The following is a 24,029-nucleotide window of genomic DNA, read 5'->3' on the forward strand; positions in this document are numbered from 1 at the left end:
CATGAAAAATATAATCTTTCTATTTTTTGCTGTATTTATTTCTTATCAATCAAAATCTCAGGAAAAATTAGATTTTTCAAATAAAAATATTTCCACTAAAGAAGTTGATAAGGAAACTGGATGGATGAGAATAAGTTTGAAGAACCCTAATAAATGGGGATTTATCAATAAAGATAGTCTGGTCATGATTCCTTTTGAATATGACTTTCTTAATCCTTTCACAAATGGTTTAGCTTATGCTGAAAATAATAATCAAAAATATTTTATAACAAAACAAAATCTTAGGTTGAAAGGAGATTACGATGAGATTCGAATTTTTTCAGAAGGTCTAGCAGCCATTAAAAAAAATGGAAAATGGGGATTTATTGATAATAGAGGAGATATTGTTATACCTATTCAATATGAACATGCTAATTATTTTAGTTCAAATGGATTGTGTGCGGTAGGAAAGAACGGAAAATCAGGTTTTATTAATAGAAAAGGTGCAGAGATTATTCCTATTGTTTATGATAAAGTATCGCAGGAAGAGAAAGATGATAATGTGATTGTGAATAAAAATGGAAAGTGGGCTGTTTTTGACAATGAAGGCAAGCAACTTACTGATTTTATTTATACAAGTTTTAAAAGAGCATATATCACAGATTTTTCTAAAGATGTTTTTACTAGAGATCAATCTACTTTTTTTGAAAATGGAGCTGCTTTAGCGGAAAGAGATAATAAATATGAGTTTATTAACAAAAGAGGCCAAGCTGCTTTTTCTAATAATAAATTTGATTATGCAAGCGTTTTCGATACATTTAAAAATGCTATTGTTAAAAGAAATAGAAGATATGGTATTATAAAAACAGATGGAAGTTTTAAGGTGCCGTTAGAATATGATTTTATAGAATATTTTGATGATAATCATTCTTTTTCGGAATATTATAATGCCAAAAAAGGAAAGGTATATCATATCTTTAATAAAGAATTGAAAGAAATCGGACAGTCTTTTGAGCCTGTTTACAACGATTTTTCGAATAATAACCCAACACTTACTTATAAAAATTTAAAAGGAAGAATAGGTATTGTTGATTGGCGAGGAAATATTCTTGTTCCTTTTGAGTATGATAATTTAATAAAAATTGAAAAAACACGGTTTTTATTGGCGCAAAAAGGAGAGTTGTTAGGTGTTATTTCAGAAGAAGGAAAAGTAAAAATACCTTTAAAGTACAAGGTTGTATATGCTCTCTATGATAAATTTGATGAAGAATATCAGCTTAATAAAAATTTATTCATAGCAGATGGAACGGTGATTGATATTAATAACAATGTTGTCATTGGTGGATATAATTCAGTAGTACCAGTTTATTATGATCATAATATACTTATCGTTTCTAAAAATAAAAAACTAGGAATTATAGACATTAATAAAAATAATCTTTTACCTTTAGAATATGACGAAATATCTAATTGGGTTGAATATGGTCCTGAAAAAAAACATTTCATTAAAAAAAATGGAAAATACGGACTAATTGACCAATATACATTTAAGATAGTAATTCCTCCTATTTATGATAAGTTTGTTCAAAGAGAAAATTTGATTTTTGCAACAAGAAATAGTAAATCGGGGATATTAGATTTGGATAATAAAGTGTTGTGTCAATTTATTTTTGATGAAATAAAACCACACAGATATTTTGGCTATTCTCAAGAAAAGAATAAAGAATTTTATTCTAAGCGAGAAGGAAAGTATTTTCTCATAAATTTAGAGGGAAAAATTTTAAAAGAAATTTCTGAAAAGGAATATAAAAATAACACCTAACATCAAAATATGTAAAATGAACAAATGGGTTAAAAAGATTTTAATCGCTTTTGCCGGCTTGCTAGGAATTGTATTGCTGGCTAACTTTGGATTGAATATTTGGCTTAAAACCCAGCTTCCCAATTACATCAAAAATAATACAGATTACAAAGTCTCTTACAAAACGCTGGAGGTTGATTTGATTTCCGGAAATATTTTGTCTTCTGGAATCAGTGTTAATAGTAAAAATCCTCAAAATGTAAACGTTATCGGCTTGCAGGGAACTATTGATACTTTAAAAATTAGTCGTTTTGGTATTTATGATGCTCTTTTCAATAAGCAGATTAGTTCTTCTGATTTGCTGTTGTCGAAGCCTAATTTAAATATCATTTTAGCAAAGCCTGTCGATAGAAAAACGGGTAAAAAGAGAAACCCTGTTTCCTTTGAGAATATAAGAATCAATGATGGTTCTGTGACTATTTTCAAGCATACAAAACAAGAGTTTTTATCGATCAGGCAGCTTCATTTATTTGTCGAAAATCTTCAGATGACGGAAGAATCGGTAGAAAATAAACTTCCTGTTGTTTTTGATAAATATGATATTCAGGGAAAAGATTTTTTCTTCCGACCGAATACGATGTATGCTGTCACAATCCATTCGATAAAAACTTCTAACGGGCAGATGACGGTGGATAATTTCAGATTAAATCCTCTGTTTACATTCGATCAGTTTAAAAGGTTTTATCCTAAAAAATCAAAACTTTTTCAGTTTGAGATTCCTAAAATGGAATTTAAAGATATTGTGTTGAAAAAAAATAAGGTTTCTTTGGCAAATGCCAATTTTCAGAATCCCTCGGTTACCGTTTACACAACGAATGCTATTCCTGAGAAAAAATCTTCAAAACCATTGAATTTTGAGCTGAATCTGGATGATATTAAACTCAATAATGCCACGGTTCAGATGATGAAGCCAGATGGAAATAAATTATTATTTGCCAGAAATCTGAATGTAGACATCAATCAATTAAAATTCGATAAAGAAACGGCATCGGAAGTTATTCCGGTGGGATACAAAAGTTTTCAGTTTTCGGGTAAGGATATTGTGTATTCCAATCATCAAAACTTCAATGTTGGAAGTATGAGTTTGAGTCCCAAAAATGGTGAATTAAGAAATATTTCTGTCACTCCGAATACAAATGATCCGGGGAAAAGAGCAATGAATCTTAAAACCAATCTTGTTGCTTTTACTGTTAATAAGTTTGAATTTATTGATAAAAAATTGAATCTCGATGTTAAAGATGTTTTAATCGATCATCTTAACGGAACGATAAAAGCGGGAGAAAATAAAATCAAAAAAACACCGAAAGAAAATAAGGTGAATTCTATTTTGGTGAGAAAAGTTTCCTTGAAAAATTCAAATATCACATATGATAAAGGCAATGAACCGCTTGTGTTTAATGAATTAAATGCGACCGTTAATGATATTGATATTCAGTCTAAACCCAATAACCACGGGCATAATATTAAGGTGAAAGATTACTTTCTGACGACGAAAAATTTTGCATACAAAACGAAGTTTTACAATATGAGCGTCGGGCTTTTAAAATTGAATAAAAATAGCGTTCAGATCAACCAGTTTGCGATGAAACCTCTTGTTTCGAGAGCTCAGTTTATCAAAATGATTCCTGTTGAACGAGATTTATATGATTTGAAGGCCAGTCAGATTACAGCTAATGGAAATTGGGATTTGTTTTCCCAGAATAAATTCATCAATGCTAATAATGTCACTATTCAATCGGCAGATGCGAATATTTTCAGAAGTAAAATTCCGAATGATGATCCTAAAGAAAAACCGTTATATTCGAGGATGTTGAGATCTATAAAAATTCCGATGTTTGTTAACAATCTGAATTTGAAGAACTCTATTTTGGTATACGAAGAAGATACACCGAAAAGTGCCGGACCGGGAAAACTGACGTTCAGCAACTTTAATATGAATGTTAAAAATTTAAACTCGGCAAAAACAAAAGGCAAACCCACGCGTGTTGACATAAAGATCGATTGCTCATTTATGGATCAGGGTCCATTGTCTGTTAACTGGAATTTTGATGTGGCCAATACCAACGATGTTTTCAATATTTCAGGAAGAGCTTCAAATCTTCCTGCTGCAGAGATCAATCCTTTTATTCGTCCGTATTTACACGTAACGGCTACAGGAACCATTCAGGAAATGCTTTTTAATTTTAAAGGAAATCCAAGAGGTCTGAACGGAACTTTTAATCTTAAACATAAAGATCTGAAAGTGGCAATTTTGGATAAAAATAATCAGGAGAAAAAAGGTTTGCTGACGGCGGTTGCTAATCTTTTGGTGAAATCTGATTCTGGAAATCTGCCACAATCGGTCACTATTGAAGATGTGGAGCGTGACCCTACAAAATCGTTCTTTAATCTTTTCTGGAAAGGAATTGAACAAGGTTTGAAGAAAACTTTAATTGGAATAAACGTAGACAAAACCAAGGAAAAAGTTGAAAATACTGTGGCTGCTGTGAAAGATATGAAACAATCTGTAAAAGAGGTGAAAGAACAGATTAAAGCTAAAAAAGATGAGCCAAAACCTCAAAACGATGATAAAGAAAAGAAAGGTTTTCTGAAAGGTATATTCAAGAAAAAAGAAAAATCCGAAATGGAATAAGTTTCGGATTGTATATAAAGTTAGATCGCTTTTATTTTAAAAATTATATTCTTCGCTCTCTTCTACCGGAATATCTCTTAAAAATTTATCAAAATCTTCACCGGGATAATTACTTTCTGCGCCGTAAGAATCGATGATCATTCCGATATTTCCGGTGGTGTCTTTTAGTACATAAAGGACAACATTATCTGCAGGATTGCTGTCGCCTTCAAAACGGTATGTTTTTAAGATCGTTAAATCTGAGGGTTCATAATTTTTTTCTGAATTTTCGAGTTGCATTTCACAACTTTCATTCATTCTGAATTCTCTGTGAATTCCTCTTCCTCTTAGCTTTTCCATGACCTGACTGAGCGTTGTCATTCTGTCAATATTTTCTTGGTTTTCCATAATAATATTTTTCTTAATAAGTGCAACAATTAAACCATTGGCATTGTGAATGTGGTAGTTTGATGAATATTATTCTTTGCGTAAATAATTTTTAATGTTAACAAAAATTATAATGACATTAGAAGAAATAGGTATGCTTTTTGCAATAGACAATTTAATAAATCGGACAAAATATGAAAAAAGAAGTTGGAGTTTTACTGGCAGGAGGAGTTGGTCTTTTGGCAGTATTAAGCATAATCGGCATCAAAAAAATATTACACAAAAAAGACAAAAAATATAGTGATACCTATTCAGATTATCACAGACACTTTGATGAAAAATACCACGACGATGAATATCATGGCGTGGAGTTTTACGCACTGAAGTAGTAAAAAAATATATTAATTATGTTTAAATCCAGCACTGTCACGGTGTTGGATTTTTTTGTGTAAAATTTTAACATTCAAAGGTGTGATTATATAAAATTTCCATTCTAATTTTACACCTGAAATGCAGAACGAAAATATCATAAAAGGGCAGGGGGCACAACGAAATGTTATCAACCGTTTCGATAAATATACTTATGAGCCTGAAGATGAAGATTTCGAAACAATGAAAACTACTTTTACCGAAGTTTTTCCAAAAACAATTGTGAATCAGGTTAAAAGTGAAGATCTTCCGATGGAGTATTCCATGAATCCTTATCAGGGTTGCGAGCACGGATGTGCTTATTGTTTTGCACGGCCAACGCATGAATACTTGGGCTACAGCGCGGGAATTGATTTTGAAAGAAAAATTATGGTGAAAAAGAATGCGCCACAATTACTGGAAAAATTTTTTCAGAAAAGAGGCTATCAGCCTGCTCCGATTTTACTTTCCGGAAATACAGACTGTTATCAGCCTGCCGAACGACAATTCGAAATCACCAGACAATTGCTGCAGGTTTGTCTTGATTACCGACATCCTGTCAATATTCTGACAAAAAATGCGATGGTTTTACGAGATCTTGATATTCTGAAACCTATGGCGGAGAAAAATCTGGTTTCTGTTTCGTTAAGTATTCCGACAATTAATGAAGATCTTCGAAGAAAAATGGAACCGAGGACAAGTTCTGCCCAAAATAAATTAAAAGCGATAGAAATTTTATCGGAAAATAATATTCCGGTTCATGTGATGGTTGCGCCTATCATTCCGGGATTAAATAGTGATGAACCTTTAACTATTTTAAAAACGATTTCTGAAGCTGGTGCTCAGAGTTTTGGCTATACATTAGTTCGGTTAAATGATGCCGTGGAGCCTGTTTTTGTAAAATGGATTGAAACTGCCTTTCCGGATCGAGCGCAGAAGGTATTAAACTTAATCCGTTCTATGCGTGGCGGAAAGCTGGGTGAAAAAAGATATTTCGACCGACAAAAAGGGGAGGGTAATATAGCAGAGATGGTTCATAATACATTCAAAATCGGAAGGAAAAAGTTTTTTGAGAGTAAAGAGTTTCCGAAGTTGTCTGTGAAGGATTTTACGGGGAGTAAAGATCAGCAGTTGAGATTGTTTGATTAATGCATATTATTGCTTGTGTTAAGGTTTATTTTTAATTCCAGTTTTTTTATTCTTTCTTTTAAAAATAAAACTTCTTCGGCGAGACTTTTTTCATGAACTGTGTGATTGTTTTTCACATTAATTTCATCAAGATCAATGTCTAGCAGTTTTGCAATTTTTTCCCATTCGTAGGCTGTGATTTTTATTTTCCCGGCTTCTCTTTTCTGATATTGCGTCTGGCTAATTTTCAGATACGTGGCAACATCGGCCTGTGAGATTTTTTTCGATTTCCGAATCGAAATTAATTTAGTGTTTTTCATTCGAGTTATACAGTTTTATACTAATTTAGCAATATTTCTTTAAATGTTGAAATATAGCCTGTAAAAAGCTATAATTTTCGGTTTTTCATGAGAAAATAGTTTGATACATTTGAATGTCGCTGATGACACAAAACAAATTAATAATTATTCTTATGAAAAATCTAAAGAAACTTTTAAGAGAAGATTTAAAGACAGTAAAAGGAGGTTTGGCACAACCGTCAGGAGATTACAAATGCTGCTGGAAAGGAACTAGCAACTGTAGTTCTACCGTACACCACGATCACTCAACAGGAGGAAATCTAAGTTGTGTAGAAGGAGCAGTTTTAACTCCGGCTTAATGGCTTAAACCTTAAAAATCATAGGGCTGTTGTTTTTGAATAACAGTCTTTTTTTTGTTAAACTAATGCCTATTTCATGAGAATATTATTTATTTTATTTTTTGTTTTTAATTATTCATTCGCACAGACGACAAGGTTTATTTATCAATATGAATTTATCCCTGATAGTACGCTTCTCAAGGTCATTAGCAAAGAATATATGTTCTTGGATGTACATCAGAAAGACTCTCAATTTTACAGCTACAGAAATTACAATGTAGATTCTACAGCTGTGGCTTACAAGAAGAAAGGATTGTTTTATATGCCTCCCAATCGTGAATATATTAATTTTAGAATCATAAAAAACCTTCAGAATAATGAGGTGAATATGATCACTAAAGTCAACTCTACAGTATATAGTGTTGCAGACGGAAGAGAAATAAACTGGAAGATTACCAATAAGAAAAGTAATATTTTAGGTCATTCTGTGACAAGTGCTGAAGTCAGTTTTGGCGGTAGAGTTTGGATGGCATGGTTTGCTTCCGATATTCCTATTCAGGATGGACCCTATAAGTTTAAAGGGCTTCCGGGTATTATTCTAAAGGTGGAAGATAATGAAAAAAATCATGTTTTTACAGCTATACAAATTATAAAGTCTAAAAGTAATGAAGATTATCCTTCAACCGAAAATTCAAAGCCCACGAAACAGATTACTCAGCAAGAATACAAAAAAATATATACAGAATATAGAAAAGATCCCCTGAAACATTTACGCGGCAGATATCCTGATCAAACAGATACCAGCGGAAATTTCCGAACGGGAGAGCAGGTTTTCAGAGATGAAGAAAAACTTTTTAAAAACAAGATTAAAAAAGATAATAATGTGTTGGAGATCGACCTCCTGAAAATATAATTTTCACAAAACAAAAAACCACTCCCAAAGGAGCGGTTTTCTTATAATGTATGATTTTAGATCTTACATATCATCTACTGGGCATTTGAAATCATCACTGCAAGCTGCACAGATAACAACTCCGTTGCAAGCGTACATACAAAGTTCTGGTTCCGGAAATTTTACACCTCCTGCTCCGGTAATTGATTTTAATTGGCCTTTACTTAGTTTTTTTAGATTTTTCATAATGATTTAATTATAAATTTGATACTTAAGTAAAGATAATTAAAATTTGATTAACTCAAACAACTGTGGTATATTTTACAGTTAAATTTTTATCAATCCCAATTCTACCAATCTTTCATGCAAAAATTCTCCGGCTGTGGTGTCTTCGTACAATTTAGGATTGTTCTCGTCTACACAGTTTTCAAGTGCATTTAATGACATTGTGCTTACAGGATGCATAAAGAAAGGGATAGAATATCTTGAAGTTCCCCACAATTCTCTTGGTGGGTTTACCACTCTGTGAATCGTTGATTTCAATTTGTTGTTGGTATGTCTTGATAACATATCACCAACATTAATCATCAATTCGTCTGGTTCTGCGATTGCGTCAATCCAGTCTCCGTTGTGATTCTGAACCTGAAGACCTTTCCCCTGAGAACCCATTAAAAGAGTAATTAAGTTGATGTCTCCGTGAGCAGCAGCTCTTACAGCGTCATTAGGTTCTTCTTGGATCGGCGGATAGTGAATAGGTCTAAGGATAGAATTTCCTTCTGCAATTTTATCATCAAAATAAAATTCATCAAGACCAAGATACAAAGCCAAAGCTCTCAAAACATATTGTCCTGTTTTCTCAAGCATCTGGTAAGCTTCCTTACCTACTTCGTTGAATTTTGGAAGTTCTTCAACGATTACGTTTTCAGGATATTCGCTTTTGTATTTGGAATCATCAGACACATATTGTCCGAAATGCCAAAACTCTTTCAAATCTCCTTTTTTGAAACCCTTTGCAGTTTCCTTTCCAAATCCTACATAACCTCTTTGGCCACCAATTCCGGGAATTTCATACTTAAGTTTCGTTTCCGTTGGAAGTTCAAAAAAGTTTTTCACCTCACCATACAGGTCATCTACAAGGTTGTCATCAAGAAAATGGCCTTTTAAGGCTACAAAACCAATTTCTTCATAAGCTTTTCCGATTTCATTTACAAATTTCTGTTTGCGTTCCGGGGTACCCGAAAGGAAATCACGCAGGTCTACACTAGGTATTTTGTCCATTTTAGAAATTTAACGTGACTGCAAAATTACATTTTTTTTAAATTAAATGTTTTTAGAATTAGGTATTTATAAACTAAATTTGTGATATGAAAAAATATTCTTCTAAGAGAAGTATTCAGATACTTGCACATCTTCTTCAGCAATATGGAATTTCAGACGTGGTGATCTCTCCGGGATCCCGAAATGCACCTTTAGCAATTCATTTTGCCGAGATGCCGGGTGTTTTTAATTCCTTTAGTATTGTGGATGAAAGAAGTGCAGCTTTTGTCGCTCTGGGAATGTCGATCAGCGAGAAAAAACCTGTAGCCATTACCTGTACAAGTGGTTCGGCGGCGGCCAATTATTATCCTGCGGTTACAGAAGCATTTTATTCTAATATTCCGTTGTTGATATTAACAGCCGACAGACCTACGGATTTTGTAGATATTTTCGATGGACAAACCATTAGACAGAATCAACTTTTTCATCAACATTCTTACGGAGATTTCCAGTTGTTGGAAGACAGTAAAGAAAATGCAGAAGATATCAATTTTGATATTATTAAAAAAGCCATTGAACTTTGTATTGAAAAGCAGGGGCCAGTACATATCAATATTCCGTTGGAAGAACCTTTGTATGAATTGGTTTCAGAACTTCCCACTTTCCCAAGTGTGGAAAAAACACTCAAACATAAAGAATATGAAATTCCGTCTAATTTAGTAGCTGACTGGAATACTTCACAAAGAATTTTGTTGTTAGTTGGAACCAGAAATTACAGCCCGGAATTGGAAAATCAATTAACGCAATTGGTTAAAAATCATTCGGTTGTTGTTTTGAGTGAAGCGAATTCTAATTTGCATTACGAAAAGTTTTTTAAGCATATCGACCGTTATATTTACAATTTCACGGAAGAAGATTTTAAAACCTACGCTCCGGATTTGTTGATTACGGTGGGGCAAAATGTTGTTTCTAAAAAAGTGAAACAGTTTTTGAGAAAAGCACATCCGAGGCAGCACTGGCATCTGGATGAGGTTTGGCAGCCGGATACATATTTTGCTTTAACGGAGAAAATTGAAGTAAAACCTGAAGTTTTCTTTTCAAAATTACTAAACTTCGTAACTCTTGAGCCTAAACCTTATTTCAATCTTTGGGATGTTTTAAGAGATAAAAAAGATGCGAAACACGAGCAATATTTAAATAGAGTTGAATTTTCCGATTTCTATTTCTTTAATAAAGCTTCTCAAACCATTCCTGAAAATTATAATATTCATTTCAGCAACAGTTCGGCGATTCGCTATGCGCAGTTGTTCGATTTCGGGAAAAGGAAAATGTATTGCAACCGAGGAACCAGCGGAATAGACGGTTCTACGTCTACAGCGATGGGTTTTGCGATAAAAAATGCTAATCCAACCTTATTGATTACAGGAGATTTAAGCTTTTTCTATGATATTAACGGACTTTGGAATCAATATATTCCGCCATTTGTAAGAATTATTATCTTCAATAACGGAGAAGGGAATATTTTCAAAATTATTCCGGGGCCAGGAAATGCCAATCCAAATACGTTGGACGAATTTATCGCAACGAAGCATAAAAAGCATGCAGAAAGTATTGCTAAACATTTCGGTTTTGCTTACACCAAAGTGGAAGATGAGCCAACGCTAGACAGGGTGCTGGAAAATTTCTTCAAGCCAGATTTGCAGCCTAAAATATTAGAAGTCAACACCTATGGTAAAAATAGTGCTGACGTTCTAAAGGCTTATTTTGAATTTATGAAATAAAATTAAAGATCCAAATATTCTTCATTACCCGGTAGATTGATAATTCGGGCTATTGGGTAAATGAAGTTTTCATCAAAATCATTTAAAGAGTTAATCAATTGGAAATGTGAAAATTGTTTCAGATTTTGCAACGTGATTTCAGTTTCTTTAATCTCCTTTGATTTTAAAAGATCCTGTCTTTGAACTCCATTCAAAAGATAAGTGTTGGGTGTAAACCATTCTTTACCTTTCAAAAACAAAAGATTCGAAAAAGAAGTATCAGTAATGTGGTTGTTTTTCACGATGATAATTTCCTCTGCTTTAGATTTCATCTTCATTCTTTCCAGCTCTTTTCGGTCTTCAAATTTGAAGGAATAATCAAAACTGTTATTCTCAACCAATTGAAAATCTTCAATTTCCGGAATCGCATAAGGAATCATTTGGGTACGCACTTTTTTATCCAGATCATACACAATTCTAAATTTGAAAAGCCCATCTTCGTCATGCTCAAGATGTTCAAATATTTTTTTTAAATCGATAGAACCTTCTTTCCCGAAATGGGCAAAGGTTTGATTTACACGCTTCTGGTGATACTCCAACAGGTAAATTTCCTGATCTTCTACTTTAATGCTTTCAATGAATTGGGACATAAATTTTATTTTTCATTTCCTGATACTCGTCTTCTAATTTACTCATGTGAGTGATGCCGCCGCCACTTTTGAAATAAAGTTCTTTCCCTTCTTTTTCAATAAAACGGATCATCACACAGCTGTCTACATTTTTACCATCAAACCAACCGCAAACTCCCGTATAATATCCTCTGTCAAACCCTTCGGCATTCAGGATGATTTCCAAGGTTTTTGGTTTTGGTGCTCCTAAAATAGAACCGGCCGGAAGCAGTTTTTGCATAATACTTCCTACTTTTCCATCAAATTCAGGTTTTAAAACCCCTGAAATTTCAGAACTCATGGCATACAAATCTTTTTGTTTTGTTTTAATGAAATCAATGTGTTGAAACTGATCTACCTTCACATCATCTGCCACCATGCTCAAATCGTTTCGAAGCAAATCTACCACCGTGTAGTGCTCTGCTTTTTCTTTCTTATCGTTCTTCAGAATTTCTGCCGCATTTTCCAAAGACGCATCTATGGTTCCTTTCATCGGATAAGTCAAAATTTTGCCGTCGATGATTTTCACAAAAGTTTCAGGAGAAAAAAATACGAAAAAATCTTTATAAAAAACCTTGTATTTTGCACGAGAATGATAAAAAATTTCTTCAAGTGTTAAATTTGTTTCAATTTTCGTTTTTCGAGTATAATTTACCAGATAAGAATTTCCTAAACGAATATTTTTCTGAACTTTATCAAAGCCAAGTTTAAAATTTTCCATCGTCTCAGGAAATGATTTCCATTCTATATTTTTCTGTAATTCTTCTTGCTTTTTGGTGTTTGAAAAGTTTTGAAAATCAATCAATAAGCCTGATTTTTCGATTTCATTTTCTTTGAAGATTTCTACATTTTCTGTAAGGAAGTCTACGATGAAGAAATAGGGAACCTTCTGAAGAGAAAGTTCGTCCATTTCCATAAATTTTTGATGATTCACTGAAAACATTCGGCAAAAATAATTATTAGATGTTTACTTTTGCATAAATTTTTTTTAATGCAGAACAAATATCCTCAGAAACCGGGAATTGATTTTATACTAAAGCAGGCTTTTTTTTATTGGAATAAGACATTGGTTTATCAGCTGGTGTTTTCCATTATCTATTTTGCAGTATTTTTTACGGCGTTTTTCTTTCTCGCTTCCCGATACGGAATTTGGGCGATGAATCAGGAGCTGGCAGACTCTTTTAAAATCGGTACAACAGAATACATGAAAAAAATTACCGAAATAAGTGCCACGGAAAGTTATCAGAGTTTCACCTACGGAATTTTAGCAACCTTTATTTTTTTATATCCTTTAAACCTTGGTTTTTTCCAGATTTTCAGGAAGATCGATCTAAAGGAGAAGTTGGAATTGGGTGATATTTTTGCGGGTTATAGCGGAATTAATTTCTTCAAATACATCGGGTTTTATATTTTCTGGATGTTTACTTACCTTTTGGTAGCTCAAACCATTATTCTACCCGTTGTTTGGGTGGTTGTGACACTATTTGCTGCACCGTTGATGTTTTATACAGGAAAGGGAACGTTTGAAGCCATCGCATTAAGCTTTAAAGCATTGAAAATGTTCTTTGTTGAAATTTTGGTGTGTGTAATGGTTGCTTTTTTCTTTAAATACATCGGTTTTGCCTTATTTTTAATAGGTGGATTATTCACTTTCCCGTTTTGGAATGCGATGATTTATTCATTATATAAAACTGTTTTTTCAGAGAAAAGTTAAATTTCAGATTGTTTTACGATAAGTTTTATCAAAAAAAGCTAAATTTGATAAAATCACTAAAATATTAAACAATGTCTGACTTTAACGAATTCGATCAACAGGGATCTGTACCTTCCAGAGATACGGGATCTATTATTTCGCATGCTTTCGAGATGTATAAAGGTGTTTTTCTTTATGCTATTGTTGCTATGATTATTTATCTCATCGGTGGATTTTTGATACAAACCATCAGTGGTTTTAATTCCGCAAACTTTGCCGAAGAAATAAGAGATGCTGGAGGCGATTTTACCGATTTCAGCTATTGGAATGCACCGGGATTTTCAACCTATCTTACTTTATCTGGTTTGTTGAATATTTTATTGGCACCGTTGTATGTAGGATTGATTTTTATTGTCAATAAATTCAATACAAAAAATGCCATCGAGTTTTCAGATTTATTTGTAGGCTATCGTCAGAATTTTGTTAATATTTTGGTTTATAGTCTTCTTTCAGGAATTATTTCAACCGTTTCGATGTGGTTGTGTTTCTTCCCATTCTTTTTTGTTTTCCCTTTGTTGATGTTGGGATATCCTATTCTTTTGTTTGAAAATGCTTCAGCAACCGAAGCTTTAGGCAAGTCTTACAATATTGCCAAAGAAAATTATGGAACGTTTTTGGGTGCAACATTTTTAGGATTGTTAATTTCCTTCGCAGGAATCATTCTTTGCGGAATAGGAATTATCGCAACCGCCCCATTCATCATGGTAGTAATGTATTCTCTTTACTGCGCCTTTTTAGGAAAACCAAGACAAATATTATATAAACAATAATGAACAAAGGAGAACAAATTAGCAGCGTTAAAATAAAGCAGGTTTTTTTGCTTGCCATCATTTTAGTGTTGGCGGGATTGATATGTTTTAATCTAGCCCTTTTTATTCCATCAGTTTTAGGAGCCATCACCATTTATGTGGTTTGCCGAAAATACAATTTCTATTTACAGGAAGAAAAAAAATGGAAACCGTGGGCTTCATCATTAGTCTTAATGCTTGCCAGTTTAATCATTCTTATTCTACCGATTTATTTCATTGCCGATCTTCTAATTGAAAAGCTAGGAAATGCGCAGGCCTATATGGATAAGTTTAATGTATTTCTTGAAAAAATTCATACCTATATTTATTCTAAAGTTGGTTTTGATATTCTCAGTAAAGAAAATATGGATAAGCTGAAAAGTTCTGTCGGGCAGTTTTCTACTAAAGCTTTAAGCAGTACTTTCAATACGTTGACAGTGATTATGTCTATGTATTTTATTCTTTACTTTATGCTGGAAAGACCACGTTTTTTTGAAAGAATTCTGGCTTCTTCAGCACCGCTAAAAAGATCAAATGTTTCTTTGATTGGCGAAAAGATGCGAAAGCTGATTATGGCAAACGCCATTGGTATTCCCGTTGTAGCACTGGGGCAAGGTCTTGTAGGTCTTGTGGGATATTTTATCTTTGGAGCTCCAAGTCCGGTTTTGCTTTTTGCATTAACGGCAGCGGCATCTATGATTCCTGTTGTTGGGGCAGCGATTATCTACGTTCCGGTCTGTATTTACATGATCGCGAGTGGCGACACGGCAACTGGATTGGGATTGGCAGCGTATTGTATCATCGTTGTCGGTTTAACGGATAATGTATTGCGTTTTACGCTTTTGAAAAAATTAGAAGATATTCACCCTTTAAATACCGTTTTCGGAATTATAATGGGAATGAATTTGTTTGGTTTTATGGGATTAATTTTCGGTCCGATTCTGATTTCCCTGACGCTTTTGTTAATTCAGGTTTACAGAAATGAATTTTCAGATGATGATACGCCCGATTTAGCATTGCCCAACAATGAAGATGACGATCTTGAAAATAAAATTGATATAATAGTATAAAAGTGGAAGGAATAAACCCTGAAATATTAAATGAAATCTGTGTCGTAAAAATGCCTTTTGGAAAATATCAAGGCACAATTCTGGCAGATTTACCCATAAGCTATCTTGAATGGTTTTACCGCAAAGGAATGCCTCCCGGAAAATTGGGAATGCAACTTTCGACCATTTATGAAATAAAATTAAATGGTTTGATGGATTTGCTGACTCCGATTCGTGGTGGAGCGGTGAGCTATGAAAAACCTAAAACAAAGACTTATAAGTTCTAGGATATAGTCTCGGCGGCACCTTTGGTGCCGCCGAAACTATATTTATATCAAATAATTCCAATTACTTCGGTTCCCAAAGCTCAACTTTATTCCCTTCCAAATCCAGAATATGAATAAATTTTCCGAAATCATAAGTTGCTATTTCATCTAAAATTGTAACACCTTCTTTCTTCAGCTCTTCAACCAAAGCTTCCAGATTATCAACTGTATAATTGATCATAAATTCTCTCGCAGAAGGTTCAAAATATGTTGTTGTTTCAGGAGAAGGGCTCCAAGTCAGAGAACCTTTTGCATTCGAGTCTGCAACTTCTTTCCAGTCGAAAGTTGCTCCGTAGTCGTTTACATCAATTCCCAAATGAGTTTTATACCATTCTTTTAAGGCTTTTGGATCTTTACATTTAAAGAAAATTCCCCCGATGCCCGTTACTCTTTTCATTTTAATTATTGTTTATTTTGATTCAAGTTTAACTTTTCAGGGCCGCAATTTCATCCCTCAGCTTAGCTGCTTTAATGAAATCTAAATTTTTTGCAGCAGCTTCCATTTCTTTTTGTTTTTCAACAATCATTTTTTCAATGTCTTCCGTGGCATACGTAGCTTTTGTTTCGGCAACTTTCTGTAAAATTTGTTTTTGAGTATATTTTTCATCAGGAAAATCTTTACTTCTTCCGACTAAGTTTTCTGAGATCTTTTTATTTAAAGCAGTAGGAACTTTTCCGTGGTCTTCATTATATTTCATCTGTTTGGCTCTACGGTATTCCGTTTCATCAAGCGTTGCCTGCATCGATTTGGTGATCTTATCGGCATATAAAATTGCCTTTCCGTTGATATTTCTTGCTGCACGACCAACCGTCTGAATCATTGATCTTCTGCTTCTTAGCATTCCTTCCTTATCGGCATCGAGAATGGCAACCAAAGAAACTTCAGGTAAATCCAACCCTTCTCTTAATAAGTTTACGCCTATTAAAACATCAAACAATCCAACACGCAGATCCTGCATGATTTGAATACGCTCCAGAGTCTCTACATCTGAGTGAATGTATCTCGTTCGGATTCCGAATTTCGTGAAATATTTGGTCAGTTCTTCCGCCATTTTCTTGGTTAAAGTTGTTACTAAAACTCTTTCGTCGGCATCGGCTCTTTTCTGAATTTCTTCCATCAGATCATCAATTTGATTTAATGATGGACGAACTTCAATAATAGGATCTAAAAGTCCTGTCGGTCGAATGATTTGTTCTACATAATCACCGCCTGTTTTCTCCATTTCATAATCTGCCGGGGTGGCCGAAACATAAATAACCTGATTTTGAATGTCTTCAAACTCATTGAATTTCAATGGTCTGTTATCCATTGCAGCAGGAAGTCGGAAACCATATTCTACCAACGCTTCTTTTCTGCTTCTGTCGCCGCCATACATCGCATGAACCTGCGGAACAGTAACGTGGCTTTCATCAATAACCATTAAAAAATCTTTCGGAAAATAATCGATCAGGCAGAAAGGTCTTGTTCCGGGTAATCTACCGTCGAGATATCGTGAATAATTCTCAATTCCAGAGCAGTAACCCAATTCTTTGATCATTTCAAGGTCGAGTTCGGTTCTTTCCTGTAATCTTTTGGCTTCCAGTGGTTTTTCTATGGAACTGAAAAAATCTACCTGCTTTACCATATCATCCTGAATTTCTCTGATGGCGCCATTTAAGGTATCTTTTGAGGTTACGAAAAGATTGGCAGGATAAATCTGAATCTGATCAAAATTATCGGTCACATTCCCCGAAACCGGATCGAAGCTTTGTATTTTTTCTATCTCATCACCAAAAAACTGAACTCGTATCGCGTTATCAGCATAGGCTGGGAAAACATCAATAACGTCACCTTTTACACGAAATGTTCCTCGTTGAAACTCGCTTAGTGTTCTGGAATACAAAGCGCTTACCAATGAATGAAGAAGAGCTGTTCTAGTTACTTTTTCACCAATGGCAAGTGAAATTAATGATTTGTGAAATTCTGTCGGGTTTCCGATACCGTAAATACATGAAACTGAGGCAACAATCAATACATCTCTTCTTCCGGAAAGCAAACTTGCCGTGGCGGAAAGACGTAGTTTTTCTACTTCTTCGTTAATGCTCAGATCTTTTTCAATATAAGTTCCCGTTGTGGCAATATAGGCTTCGGGCTGATAATAGTCGTAGTAACTTACAAAATATTCAACCGCATTTTCTGGAAAAAACTCTTTAAACTCCATGAAAAGCTGTGCTGCCAAGGTTTTATTATGAGCCAAAACCAATGTGGGACGCTGAACATTCTGAACAACATTGGCAACGGTAAAGGTTTTTCCGGAACCCGTTACCCCTAGTAAAGTCTGATATTTCTCACCAATTTCTATTCCTTCGGTAAGTTTTTTTATGGCTTGCGGCTGGTCGCCGGTAGGTTGATATTCTGATTGAAGTTTAAAATTCATATATCAAATTTATGAAATAAAAAAGAGTCCTGAATCGGACTCTTGTTAAATTTATTCATAAAAACTATTGAAAGGTCATGGTTAAAGGAAGTCTTAAGGTATAGCGCACCGCAACACCGTCTTTTATTGCGGGCTGCCATTTGATGCCTTCATTTGCCTTTATAAAGGCTGCTTTTGCTTCGTTGTTGAAGGTTTCATTATCTCCTGTAACCATTAAATGTTCTACGGTTCCCTCTTCGTTAATAACATATTCAATGTCTGTTCTCAGGGTTGCTTTGCTAGATCCGAGTTTTGAGCTATCAAAAGTATTAGCAACTTTAGATCTTAATTGATTCATTCCTCCAGGATAAACCGGATTAGTAATATTCTCCGTTTCTGCTGTTGCAATTTCCTGCTTAGGCAGAGTAGTGTCTTGTGAGGAGTTTTTACTTTTCGGACGAATAGTATCTGCAATCATTTTTTCATCATTTGTATTTGTTACCTTCTTCTGTTCCAGCAATTCTTTGGTGTCGTCAACAATTTGCTGAAATGTCGTTGGCTGTTGTGTTTTTTCAGGCTTCGTTTTTTGAGTAAAGGATTCATGACTAGGCTGCAGATCACTAGCATATGTTCTTTGCACAAATAATCCGAAAGCCACGATTAACATCGGAATACTAATAACTTTTTTGAATCCCGTTAATTTAGATTTTTTTCTGTTCATCATAATAAATCGTTTTTTGGTGTTGTTAAAATTAAATGTATGCGTAAGGTTATAGTTTTGTCCTGAAATAATTTCATCAAGAATCAATTCCTGATATTCTTTTACGTTGAAATCGTTCATTAAAACGGCTTCATCAGCTAAAAATTCATGATTGGTAATGATTGCTTTTTTATAAAAATATAAAGCCGGATTGAACCACATCAAGATCTTTAAAAATTCGATAAAAAGAAGGTCGAAGCTGTGTTTTTGTTCTAAATGGCTCTTTTCATGCAGGAAAACCCTTGAATCTATAGTATTGTTAATCAGATAATTTTTGCCTAAATAAATCGTTTTCCAAAATGTAAAAGGCGAAAGTTGATTTTCTGTAACTATCACGTTGTGATTTTGATAGACTATTTTCTTTCCTTTAATTTTTTTAATTCTGAAAATAGAATAAATTGCTTTGGTCAAGAGAAATAAAGTCACGATTCCATAAATAGCCACAATTAAATTAATCCAATTGAAGTTTTCTTCTTTTTGGCTTAAATCTAAAATCTGCTGCGTGGCATCTTCAACAATAATCCTTGATCTGCTGATGGGTTTCGGGTTTTCTGTTTTAATGGATATCAACGGCGCAAGACAGGAAAATATCAATGATGAAATCAGAAAAAACCGATTAAATCGATACATTTTTTCTTTCTCCAGAAGCAAATAATACAATGCAATTAATAAAGAAGAGCATAGAATTATTTTAATAAAAATTAAAATCATGGCTTATTCTTTTATCTGTTCATCGATTATTTCACGAAGTTCTTTCAGTTGCTTTTGAGACAGTTTGGCATTTGATGTGAAAAATGAGGCAAACTGTGTTACCGAGCTGTTGAAAAAACGGTCAATCATAGAAGTCATTTCTTCCTTGAAATATTCCCCTTTGGCTACTTTTGCAAAGTATTCGCGGGAATTTCCATACAATTTATAACCTACCAGATCTTTATTTTGCATGCGTTTCAGAAGCGTGGCAATGGTTGTGGTGGCAGGTTTGGGCTCAGGATAAGATTCTAGAATATCTTTCATGAAAACTTTTTCTTTTTCCCAGATAATTTCCATAACTATTTTTTCAGAATCAGTGAGTTTTATTTCTTTCATGCTCTACGTTTTGTTATCTGTTTCTACAAATGTAGAATAAAAATTTAAACCCACAAATTTTATGGCATTATTTTTCCATTCAATTCTAAAACCACCAAATTGTACTTCTATGAAATTCAATACATTTTATATTTCAGCATTCAGTTTATTTCTAATTCTTTCATCATGTCAAAAGAATAATGCCACTGCCCAAGTGGCTAAAGATGGCAGTGTAGAAACCGAAAAACCCAACTCTCCCGAATATAAGCCTGCTTTTGCCGGACAAACCCGAATAAAAGCGGTAAAAACTACAACTCCGTACAATGTTGAAGTTTTAAATAAAGATTTAGGAAGACCTTGGGGAATTATCAATTTACCAGACGGAAGATTTTTAATTACGGATAAACGAGGTCACATGAATGTTGTTTCGACGGACGGAAAGCTGGTTTCAAAAATTGAAGGATTTCCAAAAGTCGACTCAAAAGGGCAGGGCGGGATGTTGGATGTAGCTTTAGATCCTGATTTTAAAACGAATAATATCATTTATTTCAGTTTTTCTGAACCTTATGAAAAAGGAAATCATACTGCCGTTGCGAAGGGAAAAATTTCATCTGATTTAAAAAATATTTCTGATGTAAAAGTAATTTTCAGAGCGACTCCAACTTACGATGGAGATAAACATTACGGAAGCAGATTAGCTTTTGATAAAGATGGAAATTTATTTGTGAGTACAGGCGAAAGATCAGACAAACAGACGAGAGTTTATGCTCAAAAGACAGATAATTATTTAGGTAAAATTTTAAAAATTACCAAAGATGGGCAACCTGCTCCAGGAAATCCATTCATTGGAAAAGCCGGATTTAAACCTGAAATTTATGCTTATGGAATCAGGAATCCGCAAGGTTTGGCGATTGATCCAAACGGAAATCTTTGGGATGTTGAAATGGGACCTAGAGGCGGTGATGAAATTAATTTAATTCAGGCAGGAAAAAATTATGGTTGGGGCGATGTGACGTATGGAATTGAATATTCCGGAGATAAAATCAACAACGGAACGACACAAAAAGCAGGAACAGAACAGCCTGTTTATTATTGGGATCCTGTAATTTCACCAAGTGGCGTTACATTTTACATAGGAAATATCGATGAATGGAAAGGAAATTTAATGATCGGTTGTTTAAGTGGAGAACACATCAACCGAATTGTAATGAAAGATAATAAAGTGGTCGGAGAAGAACGTCTTTTGGAAGATCAAAAAGAACGTTTTCGTGATGTTTTGAATGGAAGTGATGGTAGTCTTTATGCTGTAACTGACAGCGGAAAATTGTATAAAATTTCAAAGAAATAGTCTTTTATATATTTAGGTTCGGGCTCAAAACTTTGTTTTGAGCCCGAACCGCTTTTTAAGCATATTATATCTGGAAATAACCATCACGTTTGTGATCTAAACACGATTTTTAATTCTACTCTCTAATACTATATTTTGATCCTTTCCGGATGACAAACTTTGAAAATATTATTTAATGGAAAATAAAACCTTTGCGTCAAAAAATCTTAGAACTCTTAAAATTAAATTTAGCAAAAGCCTGTCTCCCCGCAAATCCTATTTGCACGGGATCAAAAATCCCTCCGGCTTCCGTATTTCCATCTGAAACGGCAGTTTTTTGTAAAGTTGGATATCTGTTGAATAAATTTTTACTTCCAATTGTTAACGTAATATTTTTCGAAAATTCATACCCAAAAGAAAGATCAGTGGTTACTTTTGGATTGTAAATCTGATAATCGTCTGCGCCGCTATAACCGATCAAAGTGACTTTATCGAATCTTACCAACTGTAGATTAGCATTGAATTTATTGATTTTATAATTCAGATTTAAATTAATCTTTGTTTTCGGGGCAGAAGCTAAAATAAAAGCTCTTTCTCTCGGACTTAAGTAAATTTCCTCACTTCCTTTCAGTCTGTCTGAAGTATTCACTTTTGTGATTTCCATATCGTTGTAATTTCCTGCTAAAGTGGCAGTCAGCTTTCCTTTCCCAATATCTTGATTATAGCTTAAAATCACATCGATACCTTTAGTTTGTGTATCAATCGCATTCGCAAAAAACTGCGCCTGATCGATGAAAGGGTAATCCGCTTGTACATCTGTAGGAAGATCTGTTCTTGCAAAATTCCCTGTTAAAACGATTCTGTCTTTTACTTTAATATTATATCCATCAATAGTTGCGGTGAATTTTCCTGTATTAAAAGTAAATCCGGCACTACCGTTGACAGAAGTTTCTTGTTTCAATTGAGAAATTCCGACTCTTCTCGCCAAATCGCTGTCATTTGAAGCCAACTGAATCGTCACCAAATCTCCTCCCTGGAAATTTGTAAATTGTAAGCTATAATATTTCTGAGCTAAAGAAGGCGCTCTGAAACCTGTAGAAAACGATCCTCGAAAAGCCAATTGAGGAGTTATTTTATATCTTGTTGCAAATTTTCCGTTCAATGTACTTCCAAAATCGTTATAATTTTCGAATCTTCCGGCTATGCTTATCATCCAGTTTTTTGTGATATCTAATTCAGTATCAACATAGGCGGCAAAATTATTTCTACTTTTACTAATTTCCTGAGAATATCCCGGAAAACCCTGCGAACCTCCCGGTCTTACATCTCCTGTTAAAGGATTGGTAACCAATAAACTTTGATCTGTACTTGCTGTGACTACATTTCCGTTCACGTCGTACATGGCGTATGAAGCTTCTTCGCCTTTAATAATATCGAATTTTTCATATCTGAATTCCGATCCGAAAGCGATATTTAAACCTTCTAAAACGCTAAATTGTTTTGAAGCATTAAAACCAGTCGTATTTTGCAACAAAGAATGTCCTCCCGCATTGAAACTCGTCGGTGAATTTACTCCCAAAGTCGCGTTAATTGTATTATCAATTTGATATGTAAATCTGTTGCTTCCAAAAGCGTTGTAAAAGTCAACATCCCAATCTGCCACTTTGAATTTTAAACCATTATCAAATGTAAAATCGGTGATGCTTGTTCCTTCAATGGGATTAAAACCATTCGGATAAACTTCAGGAATATTTCCATCTGCGTCTGCGCTTCTCGTCCATGCGTAAGCGTCTGTTTTTCTTTGAGAAAACCCTTGTCGTGAATAAAATTTTAAATTGTCTGACAACGGAACTTCGATATTTCCGAAGAAATAAAAATTCTGAGATTTTGCATCTCCAAATCTTTGTCTTGGTGCATCATACTTTTCGGGATTGGCATTTCGAATCGCATATTCTTTATTAACAAATTCTGCGGTAAAATTTCCGAAACCGCCTTTTGAACCTATTTTTGTTCCATAATTTCCATAAAAATCAAAAGTATTTCCGTCTATTTTTCGATCTGAAACAACATCTTTATCACCCGGACTTTTAAAAAGATTAACCCCGTAAAAAGCGTTTCCTTCAAAACCGTGATCTCGGTCATTTAAAATCACGTTGATAACTCCAGCAATCGCATCGGAACCATATTGTGCGGAGGCTCCGTCGCGCAAAACTTCAACTCTTTTTATGGCCCCGATGGGAATCGTGTTCATATCTGAACCTGTATTTCCGCGGCCTTTTGTCCCGAAAAGATTGATTAATGAAGATTGATGATATCTTTTTCCGTTTAATAATAATAAAGTCTGATCTGGTCCTAGACCTCTCAAAGTTGCTGGATCAACCGCATCGGCTCCATCCGAACCGGATTGTTTGTTGGAATTAAAAGAAGGCGCTGCAAACTGCAAAAGCTGATTGACTTCAACTTGTCCTGTCGATTGACTAACCTGTTTGATATCAATTACGTCAATCGGGACGGGTGTGTCGACAACGGTTCTTTTCTTGTTTCGGCTTCCAGTGATGGCAACTTCCTCAATTTTAGCTTCTTTCGAAATTGTATCATTGATTTGTTGTGAGTATAAAACGGAAGTTGTGCCTAAAAATACAATGCTTAGGTATTTAATTTTCATATTTTCGTCAAGTTTTAAATTGGTGATTTAATCAAAAATATTAAATTTTGTTTTTAAATCATCAATACAAATCACTTTTGTTTGATAAATTACATGATGATTAAATGTAAAGCATAGTTTCGTTTAAATTTTAAATTGAATGGAGTTGATTTACAAAATAATTTAAACTTTCGAAAAAGTTATTTTAACACAGTTTGTTATTACGTACAGTATTAGAAAAATAATGGAAAGATTCGCGGCGAGATCCTTTCAGGATGACAAACGAATAGGATATTTTCTGAATTTTTAACGACCAACTGGAACCATAGCCCC

At 34.2% G+C, this 24,029-nt stretch carries 23 protein-coding genes; 12 read left to right on the forward strand and 11 right to left on the reverse strand.

All coding sequences use genetic code 11. The annotated features are described in order from the left end of the window. Position 1 precedes the first annotated feature (1 nt). Complete coding sequence (locus OXQ85_RS09210; RefSeq protein ID WP_267403824.1) at positions 2 to 1,801, forward strand: WG repeat-containing protein; 1,800 nt, start codon at positions 2 to 4, stop codon at positions 1,799 to 1,801. Positions 1,802 to 1,817: 16 nt separating this feature from the next. Continuing rightward, a complete protein-coding gene (locus OXQ85_RS09215; protein ID WP_267403826.1) occupies positions 1,818 to 4,472 on the forward strand; it encodes a hypothetical protein in 2,655 nt (884 codons plus the stop codon). A 36-nt stretch (positions 4,473 to 4,508) separates the two neighbouring features. Here the strand turns inward: OXQ85_RS09215 and OXQ85_RS09220 are convergent, their stop codons facing one another. After that, positions 4,509 to 4,859 carry a hypothetical protein gene (locus OXQ85_RS09220; protein ID WP_267403828.1) on the reverse strand — a complete coding sequence of 117 codons (351 nt, stop codon included), beginning with the start codon at positions 4,857 to 4,859 and terminating at the stop codon, positions 4,509 to 4,511. 173 nt (positions 4,860 to 5,032) lie between these two features. Here OXQ85_RS09220 and OXQ85_RS09225 point away from each other — a divergent pair, with 173 nt between their 5' ends. Beyond that, positions 5,033 to 5,227, forward strand: coding sequence for a hypothetical protein (locus tag OXQ85_RS09225; RefSeq protein ID WP_267403830.1), 195 nt, complete (start codon positions 5,033 to 5,035; stop codon positions 5,225 to 5,227). A 121-nt stretch (positions 5,228 to 5,348) separates the two neighbouring features. Further along, entirely contained in the window at positions 5,349 to 6,395 is a 1,047-nt protein-coding gene (locus OXQ85_RS09230) for a PA0069 family radical SAM protein (RefSeq protein WP_267403832.1), read from the forward strand. On the opposite strand, the gene OXQ85_RS09235 is transcribed toward OXQ85_RS09230, so the two are convergent. Further along, on the reverse strand, positions 6,392 to 6,694 hold the full coding sequence (locus OXQ85_RS09235; protein ID WP_267403834.1) for a helix-turn-helix transcriptional regulator: 303 nt from the start codon (positions 6,692 to 6,694) through the stop codon (positions 6,392 to 6,394). The genes OXQ85_RS09230 and OXQ85_RS09235 overlap by 4 nt on opposite strands. A 152-nt stretch (positions 6,695 to 6,846) precedes the next feature. On the opposite strand from OXQ85_RS09235, the gene OXQ85_RS09240 reads away from it, so the two are divergent. After that, positions 6,847 to 7,032, forward strand: a complete 186-nt coding sequence (locus OXQ85_RS09240; RefSeq protein ID WP_267403836.1) for a hypothetical protein — start codon at positions 6,847 to 6,849, stop codon at positions 7,030 to 7,032. Between the two features lie 76 nt (positions 7,033 to 7,108). After that, positions 7,109 to 7,924: a GLPGLI family protein gene (locus tag OXQ85_RS09245; RefSeq protein WP_267403838.1), complete on the forward strand. Its 816-nt coding sequence runs from the start codon at positions 7,109 to 7,111 to the stop codon at positions 7,922 to 7,924. Positions 7,925 to 7,987: 63 nt separating this feature from the next. Here the strand turns inward: OXQ85_RS09245 and OXQ85_RS09250 are convergent, their stop codons facing one another. Both OXQ85_RS09250 and OXQ85_RS09255 read right to left on the reverse strand, forming a co-directional pair. Beyond that, positions 7,988 to 8,149 carry a hypothetical protein gene (locus tag OXQ85_RS09250; protein WP_267403840.1) on the reverse strand — a complete coding sequence of 54 codons (162 nt, stop codon included), beginning with the start codon at positions 8,147 to 8,149 and terminating at the stop codon, positions 7,988 to 7,990. An 81-nt stretch (positions 8,150 to 8,230) separates the two neighbouring features. Then, positions 8,231 to 9,181 (reverse strand): 2-oxoglutarate and iron-dependent oxygenase domain-containing protein, encoded by a 951-nt coding sequence (locus tag OXQ85_RS09255; protein ID WP_267403842.1) that lies wholly within the window; start codon positions 9,179 to 9,181, stop codon positions 8,231 to 8,233. Positions 9,182 to 9,267: 86 nt separating this feature from the next. On the opposite strand from OXQ85_RS09255, the gene menD reads away from it, so the two are divergent. Next, complete coding sequence (gene menD / locus OXQ85_RS09260; RefSeq protein WP_267403844.1) at positions 9,268 to 10,941, forward strand: 2-succinyl-5-enolpyruvyl-6-hydroxy-3-cyclohexene-1-carboxylic-acid synthase; 1,674 nt, start codon at positions 9,268 to 9,270, stop codon at positions 10,939 to 10,941. A gap of 2 nt (positions 10,942 to 10,943) precedes the next feature. On the opposite strand, the gene OXQ85_RS09265 is transcribed toward menD, so the two are convergent. Both OXQ85_RS09265 and OXQ85_RS09270 read right to left on the reverse strand, forming a co-directional pair. After that, positions 10,944 to 11,570 carry an aminotransferase class IV gene (locus tag OXQ85_RS09265; RefSeq protein ID WP_267403846.1) on the reverse strand — a complete coding sequence of 209 codons (627 nt, stop codon included), beginning with the start codon at positions 11,568 to 11,570 and terminating at the stop codon, positions 10,944 to 10,946. Then, positions 11,554 to 12,531 carry an aminodeoxychorismate synthase component I gene (locus tag OXQ85_RS09270; RefSeq protein ID WP_267403848.1) on the reverse strand — a complete coding sequence of 326 codons (978 nt, stop codon included), beginning with the start codon at positions 12,529 to 12,531 and terminating at the stop codon, positions 11,554 to 11,556. The genes OXQ85_RS09265 and OXQ85_RS09270 overlap by 17 nt, the downstream gene beginning before the upstream one ends. 48 nt (positions 12,532 to 12,579) lie before the next feature. Between OXQ85_RS09270 and OXQ85_RS09275 the strand changes: the two genes are divergently transcribed. The 4 genes from OXQ85_RS09275 to OXQ85_RS09290 all read left to right on the forward strand — a co-directional run bounded on the left by OXQ85_RS09275 (position 12,580) and on the right by OXQ85_RS09290 (position 15,465). Beyond that, positions 12,580 to 13,302 carry a hypothetical protein gene (locus OXQ85_RS09275; protein WP_267403850.1) on the forward strand — a complete coding sequence of 241 codons (723 nt, stop codon included), beginning with the start codon at positions 12,580 to 12,582 and terminating at the stop codon, positions 13,300 to 13,302. Positions 13,303 to 13,373: 71 nt separating this feature from the next. Further along, positions 13,374 to 14,111, forward strand: a complete 738-nt coding sequence (locus OXQ85_RS09280; protein ID WP_267403852.1) for a beta-carotene 15,15'-monooxygenase — start codon at positions 13,374 to 13,376, stop codon at positions 14,109 to 14,111. Further along, a complete protein-coding gene (locus OXQ85_RS09285) occupies positions 14,111 to 15,199 on the forward strand; it encodes an AI-2E family transporter (RefSeq protein ID WP_267403854.1) in 1,089 nt (362 codons plus the stop codon). Before OXQ85_RS09280 ends, OXQ85_RS09285 begins: the two co-directional genes overlap by 1 nt. Positions 15,200 to 15,210: 11 nt before the next feature. Next, on the forward strand, positions 15,211 to 15,465 hold the full coding sequence (locus OXQ85_RS09290; RefSeq protein WP_267403882.1) for a DUF3820 family protein: 255 nt from the start codon (positions 15,211 to 15,213) through the stop codon (positions 15,463 to 15,465). 61 nt (positions 15,466 to 15,526) lie between these two features. Here OXQ85_RS09290 and OXQ85_RS09295 read toward each other — a convergent pair whose 3' ends face one another. The 4 genes from OXQ85_RS09295 to OXQ85_RS09310 all read right to left on the reverse strand — a co-directional run bounded on the left by OXQ85_RS09295 (position 15,527) and on the right by OXQ85_RS09310 (position 19,746). Then, complete coding sequence (locus OXQ85_RS09295) at positions 15,527 to 15,901, reverse strand: VOC family protein (protein WP_267403856.1); 375 nt, start codon at positions 15,899 to 15,901, stop codon at positions 15,527 to 15,529. 28 nt (positions 15,902 to 15,929) lie between these two features. Then, complete coding sequence (uvrB, locus tag OXQ85_RS09300) at positions 15,930 to 17,921, reverse strand: excinuclease ABC subunit UvrB (RefSeq protein ID WP_267403858.1); 1,992 nt, start codon at positions 17,919 to 17,921, stop codon at positions 15,930 to 15,932. Positions 17,922 to 17,985: 64 nt separating this feature from the next. Further along, entirely contained in the window at positions 17,986 to 19,371 is a 1,386-nt protein-coding gene (locus OXQ85_RS09305) for a M56 family metallopeptidase (protein WP_267403860.1), read from the reverse strand. A 3-nt stretch (positions 19,372 to 19,374) separates the two neighbouring features. Continuing rightward, positions 19,375 to 19,746 carry a BlaI/MecI/CopY family transcriptional regulator gene (locus OXQ85_RS09310; RefSeq protein WP_267403862.1) on the reverse strand — a complete coding sequence of 124 codons (372 nt, stop codon included), beginning with the start codon at positions 19,744 to 19,746 and terminating at the stop codon, positions 19,375 to 19,377. A gap of 109 nt (positions 19,747 to 19,855) precedes the next feature. On the opposite strand from OXQ85_RS09310, the gene OXQ85_RS09315 reads away from it, so the two are divergent. Continuing rightward, positions 19,856 to 21,073, forward strand: a complete 1,218-nt coding sequence (locus OXQ85_RS09315) for a PQQ-dependent sugar dehydrogenase (RefSeq protein WP_267403864.1) — start codon at positions 19,856 to 19,858, stop codon at positions 21,071 to 21,073. A 196-nt stretch (positions 21,074 to 21,269) separates the two neighbouring features. Here OXQ85_RS09315 and OXQ85_RS09320 read toward each other — a convergent pair whose 3' ends face one another. Then, the gene (locus OXQ85_RS09320; protein ID WP_267403866.1) at positions 21,270 to 23,717 is read right to left on the reverse strand and encodes a TonB-dependent receptor; all 2,448 of its coding nucleotides are present in this window, start codon (positions 23,715 to 23,717) and stop codon (positions 21,270 to 21,272) included. Positions 23,718 to 24,029: the final 312 nt, after the last annotated feature.

Source organism: Chryseobacterium sp. GM_Chr_2 (assembly GCF_026540445.1).
Classification (GTDB): domain Bacteria; phylum Bacteroidota; class Bacteroidia; order Flavobacteriales; family Weeksellaceae; genus Chryseobacterium.